14 protein-coding genes and 1 tRNA gene are annotated in these 13,891 nt (G+C 66.4%); 11 read left to right on the top strand and 4 right to left on the bottom strand.

The window, feature by feature from the left end; translation table 11 throughout:
• Positions 1-63: 63 nt before the first annotated feature.
• Positions 64-1,188 carry a hypothetical protein gene (locus AC1RP5_RS17940; protein WP_493112733.1) on the top strand — a complete coding sequence of 375 codons (1,125 nt, stop codon included), beginning with the start codon at positions 64-66 and terminating at the stop codon, positions 1,186-1,188.
• A 4-nt stretch (positions 1,189-1,192) separates the two neighbouring features.
• Here AC1RP5_RS17940 and AC1RP5_RS17935 read toward each other — a convergent pair whose 3' ends face one another.
• Positions 1,193-1,672, bottom strand: coding sequence for a GNAT family N-acetyltransferase (locus AC1RP5_RS17935; RefSeq protein ID WP_493112731.1), 480 nt, complete (start codon positions 1,670-1,672; stop codon positions 1,193-1,195).
• 49 nt (positions 1,673-1,721) lie between these two features.
• On the opposite strand from AC1RP5_RS17935, the gene gbd reads away from it, so the two are divergent.
• From gbd to AC1RP5_RS17890, 9 genes are all read left to right on the top strand, one after another.
• Entirely contained in the window at positions 1,722-2,870 is a 1,149-nt protein-coding gene (gene gbd / locus AC1RP5_RS17930) for a 4-hydroxybutyrate dehydrogenase (RefSeq protein WP_493112729.1), read from the top strand.
• A gap of 1 nt (position 2,871) precedes the next feature.
• The gene (locus tag AC1RP5_RS17925; protein WP_493112728.1) at positions 2,872-3,648 is read left to right on the top strand and encodes an SDR family oxidoreductase; all 777 of its coding nucleotides are present in this window, start codon (positions 2,872-2,874) and stop codon (positions 3,646-3,648) included.
• Between the two features lie 289 nt (positions 3,649-3,937).
• A complete protein-coding gene (locus AC1RP5_RS17920) occupies positions 3,938-4,702 on the top strand; it encodes a sulfite exporter TauE/SafE family protein (RefSeq protein ID WP_493112727.1) in 765 nt (254 codons plus the stop codon).
• A gap of 36 nt (positions 4,703-4,738) precedes the next feature.
• Positions 4,739-5,029, top strand: coding sequence for a hypothetical protein (locus tag AC1RP5_RS17915; protein ID WP_493112725.1), 291 nt, complete (start codon positions 4,739-4,741; stop codon positions 5,027-5,029).
• Positions 5,030-5,141: 112 nt separating this feature from the next.
• Entirely contained in the window at positions 5,142-6,677 is a 1,536-nt protein-coding gene (locus AC1RP5_RS17910) for an ABC transporter substrate-binding protein (protein WP_493112723.1), read from the top strand.
• Between the two features lie 49 nt (positions 6,678-6,726).
• Complete coding sequence (locus AC1RP5_RS17905) at positions 6,727-7,668, top strand: ABC transporter permease (protein ID WP_493112721.1); 942 nt, start codon at positions 6,727-6,729, stop codon at positions 7,666-7,668.
• A complete protein-coding gene (locus AC1RP5_RS17900; RefSeq protein WP_493112720.1) occupies positions 7,649-8,512 on the top strand; it encodes an ABC transporter permease in 864 nt (287 codons plus the stop codon). The genes AC1RP5_RS17905 and AC1RP5_RS17900 overlap by 20 nt, the downstream gene beginning before the upstream one ends.
• Positions 8,509-9,492, top strand: a complete 984-nt coding sequence (locus AC1RP5_RS17895; RefSeq protein WP_493112719.1) for an ABC transporter ATP-binding protein — start codon at positions 8,509-8,511, stop codon at positions 9,490-9,492. The genes AC1RP5_RS17900 and AC1RP5_RS17895 overlap by 4 nt, the downstream gene beginning before the upstream one ends.
• Positions 9,489-10,448: an ABC transporter ATP-binding protein gene (locus AC1RP5_RS17890; RefSeq protein WP_493112717.1), complete on the top strand. Its 960-nt coding sequence runs from the start codon at positions 9,489-9,491 to the stop codon at positions 10,446-10,448. Before AC1RP5_RS17895 ends, AC1RP5_RS17890 begins: the two co-directional genes overlap by 4 nt.
• A 57-nt stretch (positions 10,449-10,505) precedes the next feature.
• On the opposite strand, the gene AC1RP5_RS17885 is transcribed toward AC1RP5_RS17890, so the two are convergent.
• A tRNA-Pro gene (locus AC1RP5_RS17885) sits at positions 10,506-10,582 on the bottom strand.
• 118 nt (positions 10,583-10,700) lie between these two features.
• Here AC1RP5_RS17885 and AC1RP5_RS17880 point away from each other — a divergent pair.
• Positions 10,701-11,525 (top strand): aspartate dehydrogenase, encoded by an 825-nt coding sequence (locus AC1RP5_RS17880; protein WP_493112715.1) that lies wholly within the window; start codon positions 10,701-10,703, stop codon positions 11,523-11,525.
• 10 nt (positions 11,526-11,535) lie between these two features.
• Here the strand turns inward: AC1RP5_RS17880 and AC1RP5_RS17875 are convergent, their stop codons facing one another.
• Both AC1RP5_RS17875 and glpD read right to left on the bottom strand, forming a co-directional pair.
• Positions 11,536-12,120, bottom strand: coding sequence for a Spy/CpxP family protein refolding chaperone (locus AC1RP5_RS17875; RefSeq protein ID WP_493112713.1), 585 nt, complete (start codon positions 12,118-12,120; stop codon positions 11,536-11,538).
• Between the two features lie 77 nt (positions 12,121-12,197).
• Positions 12,198-13,736, bottom strand: a complete 1,539-nt coding sequence (glpD, locus tag AC1RP5_RS17870) for a glycerol-3-phosphate dehydrogenase (RefSeq protein ID WP_493112711.1) — start codon at positions 13,734-13,736, stop codon at positions 12,198-12,200.
• Positions 13,737-13,891 lie beyond the last annotated feature (155 nt).

The following is a 13,891-nucleotide window of genomic DNA, read 5'->3' as shown; positions in this document are numbered from 1 at the left end:
CACACCCCAGGTTGCTCAACGGTCAATCGGTCGCGATAGTGTGTGCAGGGGAGAGAAAAATTCATGATGACCGCGTTTGCGGATTGGAGGGGATGGCGCTCGATCTCCGCTGTCCTGGCCGTCCTCATTGCCGTCTATTTCGCTTATTTCGCCATCACGCGCCCGGCGATCGACTGGGATGTCGTTCCGTACACGATGGCGATCCTGAAGGCTGGTGCGACGGCGCCCGACGGCACGATCGACGTCGTGGAGTTGCACGCGCGCAGCTGGGCGGCGGTGAAACCGCATCTGTCGCCGCAGGGACTGGCTTATCTGACGACGGGCACCAGCTACGTCGAGGCGCAGTACCTCAATCCAACGGCACTGATCAGCCAGCTCCCGCTCTACGAGAGCAAGTACGGCTATATCCTGCTGCTGAGAACCGTCGCGCTGGTGGCCGAACCCGTGCGCGCGATCGTCATGGTGAGCCTGATCGGTACGCTGGGGATCCTGATCCTCCTGCTGCACGCCGCATGGCGGCTGGAGGGCATTGCCACGCTCGCCTGGTTGCCGGTCGTGTTGCTCTTCGAACTGGGCAGCTTCGCCAGCATGGTGTCGCCCGACGCGATCTTCACCTTCGCCTATGCAGCGGGGATTGCCGCCCTTCTGTCGGAGCGACTGCGCCTGGCCGTGGCGTTCTTCCTGGCGGCGGCATTGCTGCGGCCCGACGGCATCGTCCTGAACGCCGTGCTCTGCGGCGTGCTGGCCTTTCGGCGCCAGTACGGCGCGACGGCGATCCTGCTTCTCGGATCTTCCGCGGCCTATGCAATGAACATACTGGCCAGCCACCATGTCGGCTGGTGGGCGCAGTTCCACTTCACCTTCGTGGGACTGCAGAACGTGCTGACCGACTTCCGCCCGCCCTTCGACCTTGGAGTCTACGCCCGGGTCGTGATGGCCCAGCTCGGGGTCGTCTCCCATCTGGCCTGGGTGCATGCGGCCGTGGCCGCGGTGCTGGCGGCGATCCTGCTGCTGAAGCGGCCGGCCAGCGGTCGATGGGCCAGCCTGCTCCTGGGGGCGCTGCTTGTCGGCGCGGCCGTAAGGTTCCTGCTGTTTCCGTCCTCGGAGATTCGCTTCTACACGCCGCATCTCTTCGGGCTTGGATTGATCGTCCTGTACGCGGCTCGCCCGCGCCCTGCGGAGGCCTGACCGGTCAGCGCAGTGGCTTGCGCATGTTGATGGAGGTCGGGTGATCGAAGCCCGGATGGGCTTCGCGCGACGTCTCCCGGTAGCCGAGCGAATTGAACAGGCGCTGATTGTCGGTGAGAACGATGCGCACGCCCAGCCGGACGCCTGCCAGACCGCGGCGGCGGGCCTCGGCCTCGACAGCGTCGATCAGCTTCCGCGCCAGGCCGAGGCCGCGCGCCGAGGGCAGCACGGAGAGCCGGCCGAAATAGAGGTCGCCTTCCATCTCTTCGACCAGCACGCAGCCCAGCATCTCACCGTTCCGCTCCGCGACGATGGCCGCGGCGCCCTTGGTCAACTCGGCGGCGATGCCGTCGGCGGTTTCACGGAAGGCGCCGGATTCCGGCACGAGCTTGCCGCGATACTGTGCGAACGACGCGGCGATGACGGCCGCGATCGCCGCTGCATCGCCGACGGTGGCCGTGCGCAGGACTGGACTGTCGCTCATGTGCTTTTTCTCGCGTAGGCTCCGCGCAAAATCGAGAGGAAAAAAGCGGATGGCCCTGATCACCTACCTGACCCGTATCCAGTTCGACTTCGGCGCGCTGAAGCTGCTCGAGGCCGAATTGCAACTCATGGGCATGCGCCGGCCCCTGATCGTCACCGACAAGGGCGTCATTTCGGCGGGCCTGTGGGCCAAGGTGAAGGAGCAGCTTCCCGGCAACATGCCGATCACGATCTATGACGGCACGCCGGAGAACCCGACCGAAGCCGCCATGCGCGACGCACTCAAGATCTACAAGGACGAGGGCTGCGACGGCATCATCGCGATCGGCGGCGGCTCGCCGATGGACCTCGCCAAGGCGGTCGCGCTGATGGCGACGCATCCCGGTCCGTCGCTGCAGGCCTATTCGTTCGTCGAGGGCGGCGCCGGCAAGATCACCGCCGCCGTGGCGCCGATGGTCGCGATCCCGACGACCTCGGGCACCGGCAGCGAGGTGAGCCGCGGTGGCGTCATCATCATGGACTCCGGCCGCAAGCTCGCCATCGGCAGCCCCTACCTGATCCCGCGGCTGGCGCTGATCGATCCCGAACTCACGATGAGCCTGCCGCCGCATCTCACGGCCGGCACCGGCATGGATGCGCTCACGCACAATATCGAGTGCTACCTTGCCAACGTCTTCAATCCGCCGGCCGATTCGATCGCGCTCGACGGGCTGGAGAAGGCATGGAAGTACGTCGAGCGCGCCACGAAGGACGGGCAGGACCGCGAGGCGCGCTACAACATGGCGGTGGCCGCCATGGAAGGCGCCATGGTGTTCCAGAAGGGCCTGGGCGCCGTGCACGCGCTCTCGCATCCGACGGGCGGCCTGAAGGGTTATCGCCTGCATCATGGCACCCTGAACGCGATCTACCTGCCGGCAGTGCTGCGCTTCAACGAGCCGGCGGTGGGCGACAAGTTCAAGCGTGTGGCGCAGGTAATGGGCCTGCGCGAGAGCGAGGCCAGCGCCGCGGGCGTCGCCAACGCGGTGGCCGCGCTCAACGACCGGCTGGGCATCCCGAAGGGCCTGGGTTCGGCCGGGCTTGCACAGGACACCATCGAGAAGATTGCCGAGGGCGCGATGGGCGACCACTGCCATCTCTCGACGCCGCGCCAGCCGACCAAGGCGCAGTACATCGAACTGATCGAACAATCGTGGGGCTGACATGAAGGTCAAGGGCAAGGTCTGCGTCGTCACCGGCGCGGCGGGCGGCATCGGCGAGGCGATCGCGCGGCGTTTTGCGAAGGAAGGCGCCAAGGGGCTCGTCGTGGCCGACATGGATGCCGGCCGGCTCGACAAGGTCGCCAAGGACATCGGCGCGCTTGGCGTCGCGGGCGACATCGGCCAGGAGTCCGAGGTGAAGCGCCTGATCGCCGAGACCGAGAAGAAATACGGCGAGATCGATATCTTCTTCTCCAATGCCGGCATCGGTCGCGGTGGCCACGAGGATGCGAGCGACAAGGACTGGGCCGATTCGTGGGCGATCCACGTCATGGCGCATGTCTATGCCGCGCGGGCGCTGGTGCCGCAGATGCTGAAGCGCGGCGAGGGCTATCTGCTCAACACCGCGAGCGCAGCCGGCCTGCTGGCGTCGATGGGCTCGGCGCCCTACGGCGTCACCAAGCAGGCGGGCGTGGCGCTCGCCGAGCATCTGTCGATCCAGTATGGCGACCGCGGCATCCGAGTCTCGGTGCTCTGCCCGCAGGCCGTCGACACCAACATGCTGCGCATGGCCGGCGCGACCGCGGCGTCGGTCGACGGCGTGATCAACACCGACGCGGTGGCGCAGACCGTCATCGAGGCGATGGACGAGGAGCGCTTCCTGATCCTGCCGCACCCCGAGGTGAAGGAATATATGACGCGCAAGCTCGACCGTGATCGCTGGCTGCGCGGCATGCGCCGCCTGCGCGACAAGACGGGCGAGGGACAGGGCAAGCGCTAGGGCGTTACCAGGGATGACGTAAGGGTCCCTCACTGCGTTCGGGATGACATCGGTTTCTGGATCGGCGTATCTGCGCCAGCGCCAACGATAGTGTCATCCCGAGCGTAGCGAGGGACCTTTCGCTTTCTTCAAAGTACGAGTGGCGATGTTGACGACTCTTTCGCCATCACCGACACTCCGGCCATCATGACGCGACTTACGACGCTTCGAGTTATTGGCTGATCCGCCGCCTTCGGGCCGCGGATCATCGTCGTCGAACGTCTTCTAAACCGCTCGAGCCCGTCGCCTCATGATCCCCTACATCCAATCCCTGTTCGTCGAGACCGGCCTGTGGACCGCGCTGGGCGTCACCCTGGTCGCCGGGTTGATGCGCGGCTTCGCGGGTTTCGGTTCGGCCATGCTGATGGCGCCGATCTTCGCCATCCTGTTCGGCTCGGCCGAGATGGTGGTGACGGTGGTGGCCATCGAACTGGTCGTGTCGTTGCAGCTCTTCCCGCAGGTACGCCGCCATGCCGACTGGAAGCTGCTGACGCCGATGAGCCTCGCGGCGTGCCTCGCCATGCCGGCGGGTGTCTGGCTGCTGGCGAGCGTCAACAAGAACACGATCGTGACGGCGGTGTCGGCCGTGATCGTGGCCTTCGTGCTGCTGATGTGGACGGGCTGGAAATACACCGGCCGCCGCTCGACGGTCGCGACGGTGATCGTCGGCGCCGTCTCGGGGGCGATGATGGCTACGACCAGCGTCGGCGGGCCGCCGGTGCTGCTCTACCTCCTGTCGGGCAACGACCCGCCGCAGGTCAACCGCGCCAACATCGTCACCTATTACTTCCTGACGCAGTTCCTGCTGATCGTGATCGTGCTGGCGACCGGCGTGGCGGGCGTCGACGCGCTGGTCCGCGCCGTCGTGCTGTTCCCGGTCGTGGTGGCGGGCGCCTGGGCGGGCGGGCGGCTGTTCCATGGCCTCGCCAGCGAGCGTCTGTACCGTAACGTGGCCCTCACGATCCTGTTCATGACGGGTCTTTTCGGCCTTCTGAGGAACTGGCTGGTTGCCTGAGAGACGGTGTATGATGTGCCATCCATGGAGATTCACATGCGTATCATCGCCGCCGGATTTGCCGCTCTCGTCATGACCCTGGGCTTTTCGTCCGCCTCCCGTGCCGACGAGCTTTTGTCCGAGTGCATGGTCACGGCCTCCCAGAAGATGTGCGAGTGCATCATCGCGCGCATCCCGGCCGACCAGCGCGCCAATGCCGTCCTGGGCCTGCGCAAGTCGAACCAGTCGGTGAGCGCGACCGGCAACCTACTCAATCCGTCGAACCTCTCGCCGCAGGAAATGCAGGGCCTGAACTCGGTCGTCGCCGCACAAGCCTATTGCATGTAGCGTGCGGGGCTTCAGCGCCGCCGCAATCCTCTAGGCTCGCGGCGACCGCCGCGTTATCTTCCCGCCCATAGAGTTGATGCCGGTCAACGGCGCGATCCATGGGAGGGGCCTTATGGCACTGTTTTCTCGCAGATTCGGTCTGGTGGCGGCGATGGTCGCCGCGTTTGCCGCTCCGGCCTTCGCCCAGGCGCCGGCCGCGACGCCGGTGCGCGGCGGTGCGCTGACGATCGGCGTCGAGAGCGATTTCGAAGGCTTCGATCCGATCCGGGCCGGCGTCTATTCCAACTCGACGGTGACGGCGGCCTCGCTGTTCTACGAGACGCTGATGCGGCTCGACGACAAGGGCAACCTCATCCCGGCGCTCGCGCTGTCGATGACGCCCAACGAGGATGGCAGCGTCTGGACCGCCAAGATCCGCCCGAATGTGAAATGGCACGACGGCTCGCCGTTTACCGCCCAGAACGTGGCCGACCACTTCAACCGGCTGATCGATCCGGCCAACCGCTTTGCCGGCCGCGCCTACCTCGCGATCGACAAGGTCGAGGTGCCGGACGACCTGACCGCGGTCTTCAAGATGCGCGGACCCAACGCGGCCTTGCCTCGGACCCTGGCACAGCCCACCGTCACGACGCTGATCATCCCGGTGAAGATCGCCCAGGAAAAGGGTGCCGACTACAATCGCAATCCCATCGGCACCGGCCCCTTCGTCTTCAAGGAATGGCGTGCCGCCGATCGGCTGGTTGCCGAGCGCAACCCCAACTACTGGGACAAGGACAAGCCCTATCTCGATCGCGTGACCGTGCGGCCGCTGCCGGATTCCGATGCCCGCTACGCCAGCCTCGTGAAGGGTGACGTGCAGGTCATCTGGGAAGACCGCGCCGAGAACATCGTCAAGGCCAAGAAGGATAAGAACCTGCGCGTGCTGACCTGGGTCGGCAGCGGCGCGCTGGTCACTCCGCTCAACACCCAGCGCGAGCCGCTGAACGACAAGCGCGTGCGCCAGGCCGTGTCGATGGCCCTGAATCGCAAGGCCAATGGCGAGGTGCTGAGCCAGGGCCTGCGTCCCGTCCTCGACGATCCCTACGGGCCGAGCTCGGGCATCGACTGCAAGGACACCGGTGCTCTCAAATACGATCCGGAAGCCGCCCGCAAGCTGATCGCCGACTATGGCAAGCCGGTGAAGATGACCATGACGGTCACCGCCACGCCGCGCGGCCGTGAGAATGCGCAGGTGTTCCAGGCCGACATGAAGAAGGCCGGCATCGACATCGAGATCAAGCCGGTCGACCAGACGCAGCTCGTGAAGGAGACGCTGTCGCGTGACTTCCAGATCACCGGTTGGCGCATCATCGACCTGGCCGACGTCGATCCGCAGATGTTCGCGAACTTCCACTCGAAGAGCCCGATCAACTTCTCGGGCTACAACAACGAGGAAGTCGACAAGCTGCTGCTGATCGGCCGCACCAGCCTCGACGAGAACAAGCGCAAGGCAGCCTATTGCGACCTGATCAAGATCCTGAACAACGATGCCGTATGGCTGTGGACCGGCAGCAACATCGACTTCGCCATCACTCGCGCCAACGTGCATGGCATTCCGGGTCTGCGCGGCGGTGCCGTTCAGGTCGAGGGCGCCTGGCTCACGAAGTAGCGACGGGCGAAGGGTAGGGTAGCGTAGGGCGTTTCCGGTGCCGTGGCTCTTGCGCCAATTGGTCCGGCTGGTGGTGGTGCTGTTCTGCGTCACCCTGCTCACCTTCGTGATCGTGAACATCCTGCCGGGTGACATCGCGATCGTGATCCTGGGCAGCCTCGCCACGCCGCAGGACATTGCCGGCCTGCGCGCCGATATGGGCCTCGATCGGCCCATGATGGTCCGGTATTTCGACTGGCTGGGATCGGCCCTGTCGGGCGATCTTGGACGCTCCTACCGCAACGGCGAACCGGTGGTGCAGGCGATCCTCGATCGCCTGCCGGTGTCGCTGCAGCTCATGGTGATGGCCCAGCTCATTGCGCTCGGCATCGCGGTTCCGGTGGCGCTGCTGTCGGTGCGAAAGCCCGGCGGCATCTTCGATCGCATCTCGGCTTCGGCTGCCTTCGGCTTTCTCGCCATGCCCAACTTCATGCTGGGCATCGTGCTGATCTATCTGTTCTCTGTGTCCTTCGACCTGCTGCCGGCGACCGGCTTCACGCCGATGTCGGAAGGGCTGTGGGACAATATCGAATCGATGATCCTGCCGTCGCTGACTCTCGGCCTGATCGAGTGGACGGTGCTGATGCGCGTGCTGCGCTCGGACCTGCTGACGACGCTCAAGGAGGATTTCATCCTGCTGGCGCGCGCCAAGGGCCTGCCGCCATGGCGGGTGCTGCTGCAGCACGCGCTGCGGCCCTCGTCGTTCACCCTGATCACCATCCTCGGCCTCAACATCGGCGGGCTGATCGGCGGCGCGGTGATCGTCGAGCAGATCTTTGCCCTGCCCGGCGTGGGCCGCCTGCTGCTGGGCGGCATCTTCAACCGCGACCTGATCCTCGTGCAGGGTACGGTGTCGTTCATCGCGGTGGGTTTCGTGGTCATCAATTTCCTGGTCGACATGCTCTACGCCGTGCTCGATCCCCGGGTTCGCCATGTCCGCTTCCGCAGCTAAGGGCGCGGTCATCGCGGCCACCCGGCCACGCCGCCGCTGGCACTGGGCGCTCGCGCTGCCGCTGGGCTGGATGCTGCTCGTGGTCTTCCTGGCGATCACCGCCGACTGGATCGGCCTGCCCGATCCGTCGGCGCAGGAATTGATCCTGCGCCGCAAGCCGCCGTCGATGACCTACCTGCTGGGCACCGACAATCTCGGCCGCGACATGCTCTCGCGCGTGATCTACGGCGCGCGTACCTCGCTGATCGTCGGCATCTGCGCGCCGTTCCTGGGCTTCCTGGTCGGTGGCGCGATCGGCATGAGCGCGGGTTACTTCCGCGGCAAGGTCGACCTGCTGGCGGTCGGCTTTATCGACATCCTGCTGGCCTTTCCCTCTCTGGTGCTGGCGCTCACCTTCACCGCCTATCTCGGGCAGAGCCTGTTCAACGTCACCCTGGCGCTGGGCATCCTCTCGATCCCGGCGGCGGCGCGGGTGTCGCGGGCCAATACGCTGGCCTGGGCCAATCGTGATTTCGTCTTGGCCGCGCGCACCATCGGCGCCAGCAACTGGCGCATCCTGACGCGCGAGATCCTGCCCAACCTGCTGCCGCCGATGTTCGCCTTCTGGCTGGTGGCGATCAGCGTGATCATCGTGGCCGAGGGCGCGCTCTCCTTCCTGGGCCTCGGCATCCCCGCGCCGCAACCGAGCTGGGGCGGCATGATCGCCGACGGCCGCGAGACGCTCGATGTCGCGCCGCACATCGCGCTGATCCCGGCGGCGGTGATGTTCGTTACAGTCCTGTCGCTCAACTTCCTGGGCGACATGGTGCGCAACATGGTCGATCCGCGCAGGTCGGCCCTGTGAGCGATGCGCCGCTCCTGTCGGTGCGCGACGCGCGGGTGGGCTTTTCCACCGCGCGCGGACCGCTGCGCGCCGTCGATGGCGTGTCGTTCGACCTGCACAAGGGCCGGACGCTCGGCATCGTGGGCGAGTCGGGGTCGGGCAAGTCCGTCCTCGTGCGCTCGCTGATCGGCCTCGTGAGTGCGAGTTCCGGCGCCGACGTGGCTGGGCAGGTCCTGTTCGAGGGCCGCGACCTGCGGGCGCTGTCGGCCCGGGAATTCCGTGGCGTGCTGGGCAGCGATATCGGTGTCGTGTTCCAGGACCCGATGACCTCGCTCAATCCGGTGATGAAGATCGGCCGGCAGATCGGTGAGGGGTTGCGGCTGAACCGCGGGCTCGATGCCAAGGCCGCTGCCCGCCGCGCGATCGAGCTTTTGGGCGAGGTCGGCATTCCCGAAGCGGAGCGCCGTGCCGGCCAGTATCCACATGAACTGTCGGGCGGCATGCGCCAGCGCGTTGCCATCGCCATCGCGATCGCCTGCGCCCCCAAGCTGCTGATTGCCGACGAGCCGACCACCGCGCTCGACGTCACCGTGCAGCGCCAGATCCTCGACCTTCTGCAGCGCGAGCAGCGCCAGCGCGGCATGTCGATGATCCTGATCACCCACGATCTTGGCGTGGCAGCCGGACGGGCCGACGACATCATGGTCATGTATGCCGGCCGCGCGGTCGAGACAGCGGCGACGCGCGAGATCTTCCGCTCGCCGCGCATGCCTTACACCGAGGCGCTGCTGCGCTCGCTGCCGCGGCTGTCCGATCCGACGCATACCCGCCTCAGCGCCATTCCCGGCCGGCCACCCGATCTCGCGCGGCGCAGCGGCGGCTGTGCCTTCGCGCCGCGCTGCAGTTACCGCACGGATCATTGCGACGAGGCGCAGCCGGTGCTGACGATGGAGGGCGCACACGGCTATGCCTGCTTCCATCCACGGGGAATGAACTCGTGAGCGACTTTCTCGCCATCCAGAACCTCGTGGTCGAATACCCGGTGGGTGGAGGCCGTCACGTCCACGCGGTCAGCGACGTCACCTTGTCGGTGAAGCAGGGCGAGACCCTTGGCCTCGTGGGTGAGTCCGGCTCGGGCAAGTCATCGCTGGCGCGCGCGTTGCTGCAATTGCCGCCGCCCAAGGCGGGCGCCGTGGTGTTCGACGGCCAGGATCTCACGAAGATGCGGGGCCAGGCGCTGCGCGCCGTGCGGCCGCGCCTGCAGATGATTTTCCAGGATCCGATCGCCTCGCTGAACCCGCGCCGCAAGGTTGCCGAGATCATCGCCGAGCCGCTGGTCGTTTCGGGCGTATCGGATGCGACTGAGCGAACCCGCCGTGTCCGTGAGGTGATGGAGGCGGTCGGTCTCGATCCCGATCTCGTCTGGAACCGCCGACCGCACGAATTCTCCGGCGGCCAGTGCCAGCGCATCGCGATCGCTCGGGCGCTCGTGCTGGAGCCCAGCCTGATCGTCTGCGACGAGCCGGTCTCGGCGCTCGACGTCTCGATCCGCGCGCAGATCGTCAACCTACTGGAGGACATGAAGGCGCGCTTCGGCCTCACCCTCCTGTTCATCGCCCACGATCTTGCGGTGGTGAAGTCGGTGTCGGACCGGGTGGCGGTCATGTATCTCGGGAGGCTCTGCGAGGTGGCGGACTCGGCCTCGCTGTTCGCCACGCCGGCACATCCCTATACGGCCGCGTTGATGGCCGCGATCCCGGTGCCCGATCCCGACCTCCCGCTGGGGGACACCAAGTTGAAGCCAGGCGACCCGCCGTCGCCACTCGATCCACCCTCGGGCTGCCGTTTTCGCACGCGCTGTCCCCATTCCCAGCCGCGCTGCACGGACGAGGTCCCGCCGATGCGGACCATCGCAGCCGGCCGCGAGGTCGCCTGCCACTTTCCGCTGCTGGGCTGAGCTTCAGGGCCAAAAACGAAACGGCGCGCATTGCTGCGCGCCGTTCGTCTCGTCGATTGGTCGGAGCGAGAGGATTCGAACCTCCGGCCCCTAGCTCCCGAAGCTAGTGCTCTACCAGGCTGAGCTACGCTCCGTCAGGTGTACGGACTCCGGCCCGCGACGAGGCCGGGGTTATAGCCGCGACCCCCTGCGGTCGCAAGGGCCGCGGCCACTCGCTATAGTCGCCCCGGAATTCGGGCTCGCGGGGGACAAATGGCGAAGCAAAAGCGGCTGAAAATCGCGCTGATCGGCTATGGCGCCATCAGCCAGATGCTGTTCGACGTGTTCCGCGAGAAGAAGCCGCCCATCGATATCGTGGGCGTCCTGGTCCGAAAAGGCCGCGTCGCGGAGACGCAGAAGAAGCTCGGCAAGAAGGTCGTGGTCGTCGACGACCTGAAAGGGCTGCTGAAACTGAAGCCCGACGTGGTGGTCGAGGCGGCCAGCCAGCAGGCGGTGCGCGACTGGGGCGAGACCATCCTGAAGAAGGGCTTCGACTTCATGGTGATCGCGACCGGCGCCTATGGCGACCCGGTCCTGTGGAAGAAACACGTGAAGGCGGCAGAGAAAGGCGGCGCGCGCCTGCGCCTGCCGTCCGGTGCCATCGCCGGCCTCGACGGGCTGCTCGCCATGCGGCTGGGCAAGCTGGAGAAGGTGAAATACATCTCGATCAAGCCGCCGCATGCCTGGACCGGCACGCCGGCCGAGACCGAGTTCGACCTGCCGTCGATCAAGGAGCCGACGGTGATCTTCCGCGGCAAGCCCGCCGATGCCGGTCGGCTCTATCCGAAGAATGCCAATCTGGCGGTGACGGTGGCGCTGTGCGGCGCGGGTCTCGACAAGACGGAAATCGAGCTTGTGGCCGATCCGACCCTGCCGCCGGGCACGAATGCCAGCAAGCTCGAGGTCGTGGCCGATTCGGGCGAGCTGAAACTGGAGAGGCTGGGCCGCGCCATGCCGGACAATCCCAAGACCGGCGTGCTCACCGCGCTCACCATGGCGGACGACCTGTTGAAGATCGTCCGCCACAGCGATTGGTAGGGATCAGCGTCTAGCGCGGGCCCGGGCGGCCCCAGCCGCCGCGATGGCCGAAGCCTTCGCGGGGACGGTCGAGAATGGCCTTCTGGTCGGCCGTCAGGACGCCCACCAGCGCGGTCAGCGAGGGCTTCACCGCCTCGATCGTGGCGATGCGGGCCTTCGCGAGGTCCTCCTCGATCGTCAGGCGTTCGACGAGGCCCGGGCGCTCCTTCATCTCCGTCGGCAGCGTCTGGCAGCGTGCCATCGACTTGGCACTGGCTTCGTCGGCCGCCTTCTCGAAGGCGTTCCAGGCGGTCATCTGCTCGGGCTTCAGCTCGAGCCGCGCCTTGATGTAAGCGCGGTCGCCGATGCGCCGGGCGACCATGTTGACGCACGCCGCCTTGGGCGAGAACGCACGCTCGACGGCGCGATCGCCCCGTTCACCGCGGGCACGCTCTCCGCGCGGACCGGGAGGCGGCGGCGGGGCAGGCGGGGTGGCCTGGGCCATCTCGATCATCTCGTCGTCGCCGAAAAGATCGAAGGCCGACGCGGGGCTCGCGAAGGCGAAGCCGGCCGCCAGAACGAAGGCGGTGGGCAGGAGAATGGAACGGATCGACATCAGGAACCTCACCGGGAAACGGGCTGTTCCTGACATACGGAGCGAGGCCGCCGGGCGTGCCCGGGGACAAGGTTAAGTTATGTAAAGTTCGGCCGCTGCTCTTCCATCCAGACGGCGAAAGCTTCGCGCTCGCCCGGCGTCATGTACAGGCCTTCCTTGGTCCGTCGCCACAGCACGTCCTCGGCCTCGACCGCCCATTCGTCGCGCACCAGATAGCGGACCTCGACCTCGTAGAGGGAGCCGCCGAAATGGCGGCCGAGATCGGCCACGGTCTTCACGTCTTCCAGCAGGTCCTCGAGGCCCGATCCGTGGCGGCGCGCCAGGATCCGCACGAGGTCCTTCGGCAGGGCGGGTTTGCTGGCGGCGGCGCCGTCGACGAAATTGTCGAAGGCCTGTTCGAAGGTCGGCGCGTCGGCCATTTCGCCGTCATAGACGGCACGGCTGTCGGTCCAGGGGCCGCCCATGCGGGGGAAGTAGGGGCCCAGGTCCCGCAGCGCATGCTCCGCCAGTCGTCGGTAAGTCGTGATCTTGCCGCCGAACACCGACAGGATCGGCGCCTTGGCCTGCGGGGTGCCGTCGACTTCGAGGTGATAGTCGCGCGTCACCTTCGACGGATTGTCGTCGCCATCGTCGAACAGCGGGCGGACGCCGGAATAGGTCCACACCACGTCCTCGGGCCGCACGGTCTTGGCCATGTAGCGATTGGCGAGGTCGCAAAGGTAGCTGATCTCCTCGGGCGAGCAGACCGGATGCTCGCCGTCCTCGACAGTGATGTCGGTCGTGCCGATCAGCGAGAAGGCGCGCTCGTAGGGGATGACGAAGACGATGCGATTGTCGCTGTTCTGCAGGATGAAGGCGTGGTCGCCGTCGTGCAGTCGCGGCACGATGATGTGGCTGCCCTTCACCAGGCGCACCCGCTTGGGCGTCTTGATCTCGGTCTGCTCGTCGATGAAGCGCTTCACCCAGGGGCCGGCGGCATTGACCAGCGCCCGCGCCTGAACATGGACCGGAGCGCCGCCGGGTCCCGCCAGTTCGATGTTCCATAGCCTGCCGTCTTCGCTGCGGCGGGCCGAGACGCAGCGGTGGCGGGCGTAGATCGTCGCGCCCATCTCCCGCGCCGACTTCAGGTTGGAAATCACCAGGCGGGCGTCGTCGACCCAGGCGTCGGAATAGACGAAGCCTTTCTGGAAGCTGGACTTCAGGCCGCCGCCGAACTTCGAGGTCGGCAGGTCGACCTCGATCGACTTGGGCAGGGTCATGTGCCAGTCGAGATGATCATAGAGCCAGAGGCCGATCCGCAGCATCCAGCGCGGACGCAGATGCGGCTCGTGCGGCAGCACGAAGCGCAGCGGCCACGACAGGTGCGGTGCCTTGGCCAGCAGCACTTCGCGCTCCTGCAGCGCCTCGCGCACCAGGCGGAATTCGTAGGTTTCCAGGTAGCGCAGACCGCCATGGATCAGCTTCGTCGCCTTGGACGAGGTGGCGCTGGCGAAATCGTTCATTTCGCAAAGGCCGACCTTGAGTGCCCGTCCAGCTGCGTCGCAGGCGATGCCTGCGCCGTTGATGCCGCCGCCGACCACGAACAGGTCGAGCGGCTTGCTCTCCGTTCCATTCATGGGCTCACCTATAGCCCGCTTGACCGGATTTCGCAGGAACCTCAAATGGCCGCATGGGTTTTTTGCTCAAGATCTTGCTGTTCGGCGTTGCCGTGTACGGGGCGTACAGGACTTTCCGGCACTGGAAGGGCCTTTTCGACCGCTTCACGGGCAGT

The organism is Reyranella sp. GW821-FHT12G01, from assembly GCF_058806575.1.
Note: the sequence above shows the minus strand (reverse complement) of the source record. Positions and strands in the feature narration are given on the sequence as shown.

What these genes read in the sequence shown, in the direction of transcription:
- gbd (WP_493112729.1), top strand. Translation starts at nt 1,722, where the DNA reads ATGGCCCTGATCACCTACCTGACCCGTATCCAGTTCGACTTCGGCGCG.
- AC1RP5_RS17935 (WP_493112731.1), bottom strand. Translation starts at nt 1,672, where the DNA reads ATGAGCGACAGTCCAGTCCTGCGCACGGCCACCGTCGGCGATGCAGCG.
- AC1RP5_RS17915 (WP_493112725.1), top strand. Translation starts at nt 4,739, where the DNA reads ATGCGTATCATCGCCGCCGGATTTGCCGCTCTCGTCATGACCCTGGGC.
- AC1RP5_RS17925 (WP_493112728.1), top strand. Translation starts at nt 2,872, where the DNA reads ATGAAGGTCAAGGGCAAGGTCTGCGTCGTCACCGGCGCGGCGGGCGGC.
- AC1RP5_RS17910 (WP_493112723.1), top strand. Translation starts at nt 5,142, where the DNA reads ATGGCACTGTTTTCTCGCAGATTCGGTCTGGTGGCGGCGATGGTCGCC.
- AC1RP5_RS17920 (WP_493112727.1), top strand. Translation starts at nt 3,938, where the DNA reads ATGATCCCCTACATCCAATCCCTGTTCGTCGAGACCGGCCTGTGGACC.
- AC1RP5_RS17880 (WP_493112715.1), top strand. Translation starts at nt 10,701, where the DNA reads ATGGCGAAGCAAAAGCGGCTGAAAATCGCGCTGATCGGCTATGGCGCC.
- AC1RP5_RS17900 (WP_493112720.1), top strand. Translation starts at nt 7,649, where the DNA reads ATGTCCGCTTCCGCAGCTAAGGGCGCGGTCATCGCGGCCACCCGGCCA.
- AC1RP5_RS17940 (WP_493112733.1), top strand. Translation starts at nt 64, where the DNA reads ATGATGACCGCGTTTGCGGATTGGAGGGGATGGCGCTCGATCTCCGCT.
- glpD (WP_493112711.1), bottom strand. Translation starts at nt 13,736, where the DNA reads ATGAATGGAACGGAGAGCAAGCCGCTCGACCTGTTCGTGGTCGGCGGC.
- AC1RP5_RS17875 (WP_493112713.1), bottom strand. Translation starts at nt 12,120, where the DNA reads ATGTCGATCCGTTCCATTCTCCTGCCCACCGCCTTCGTTCTGGCGGCC.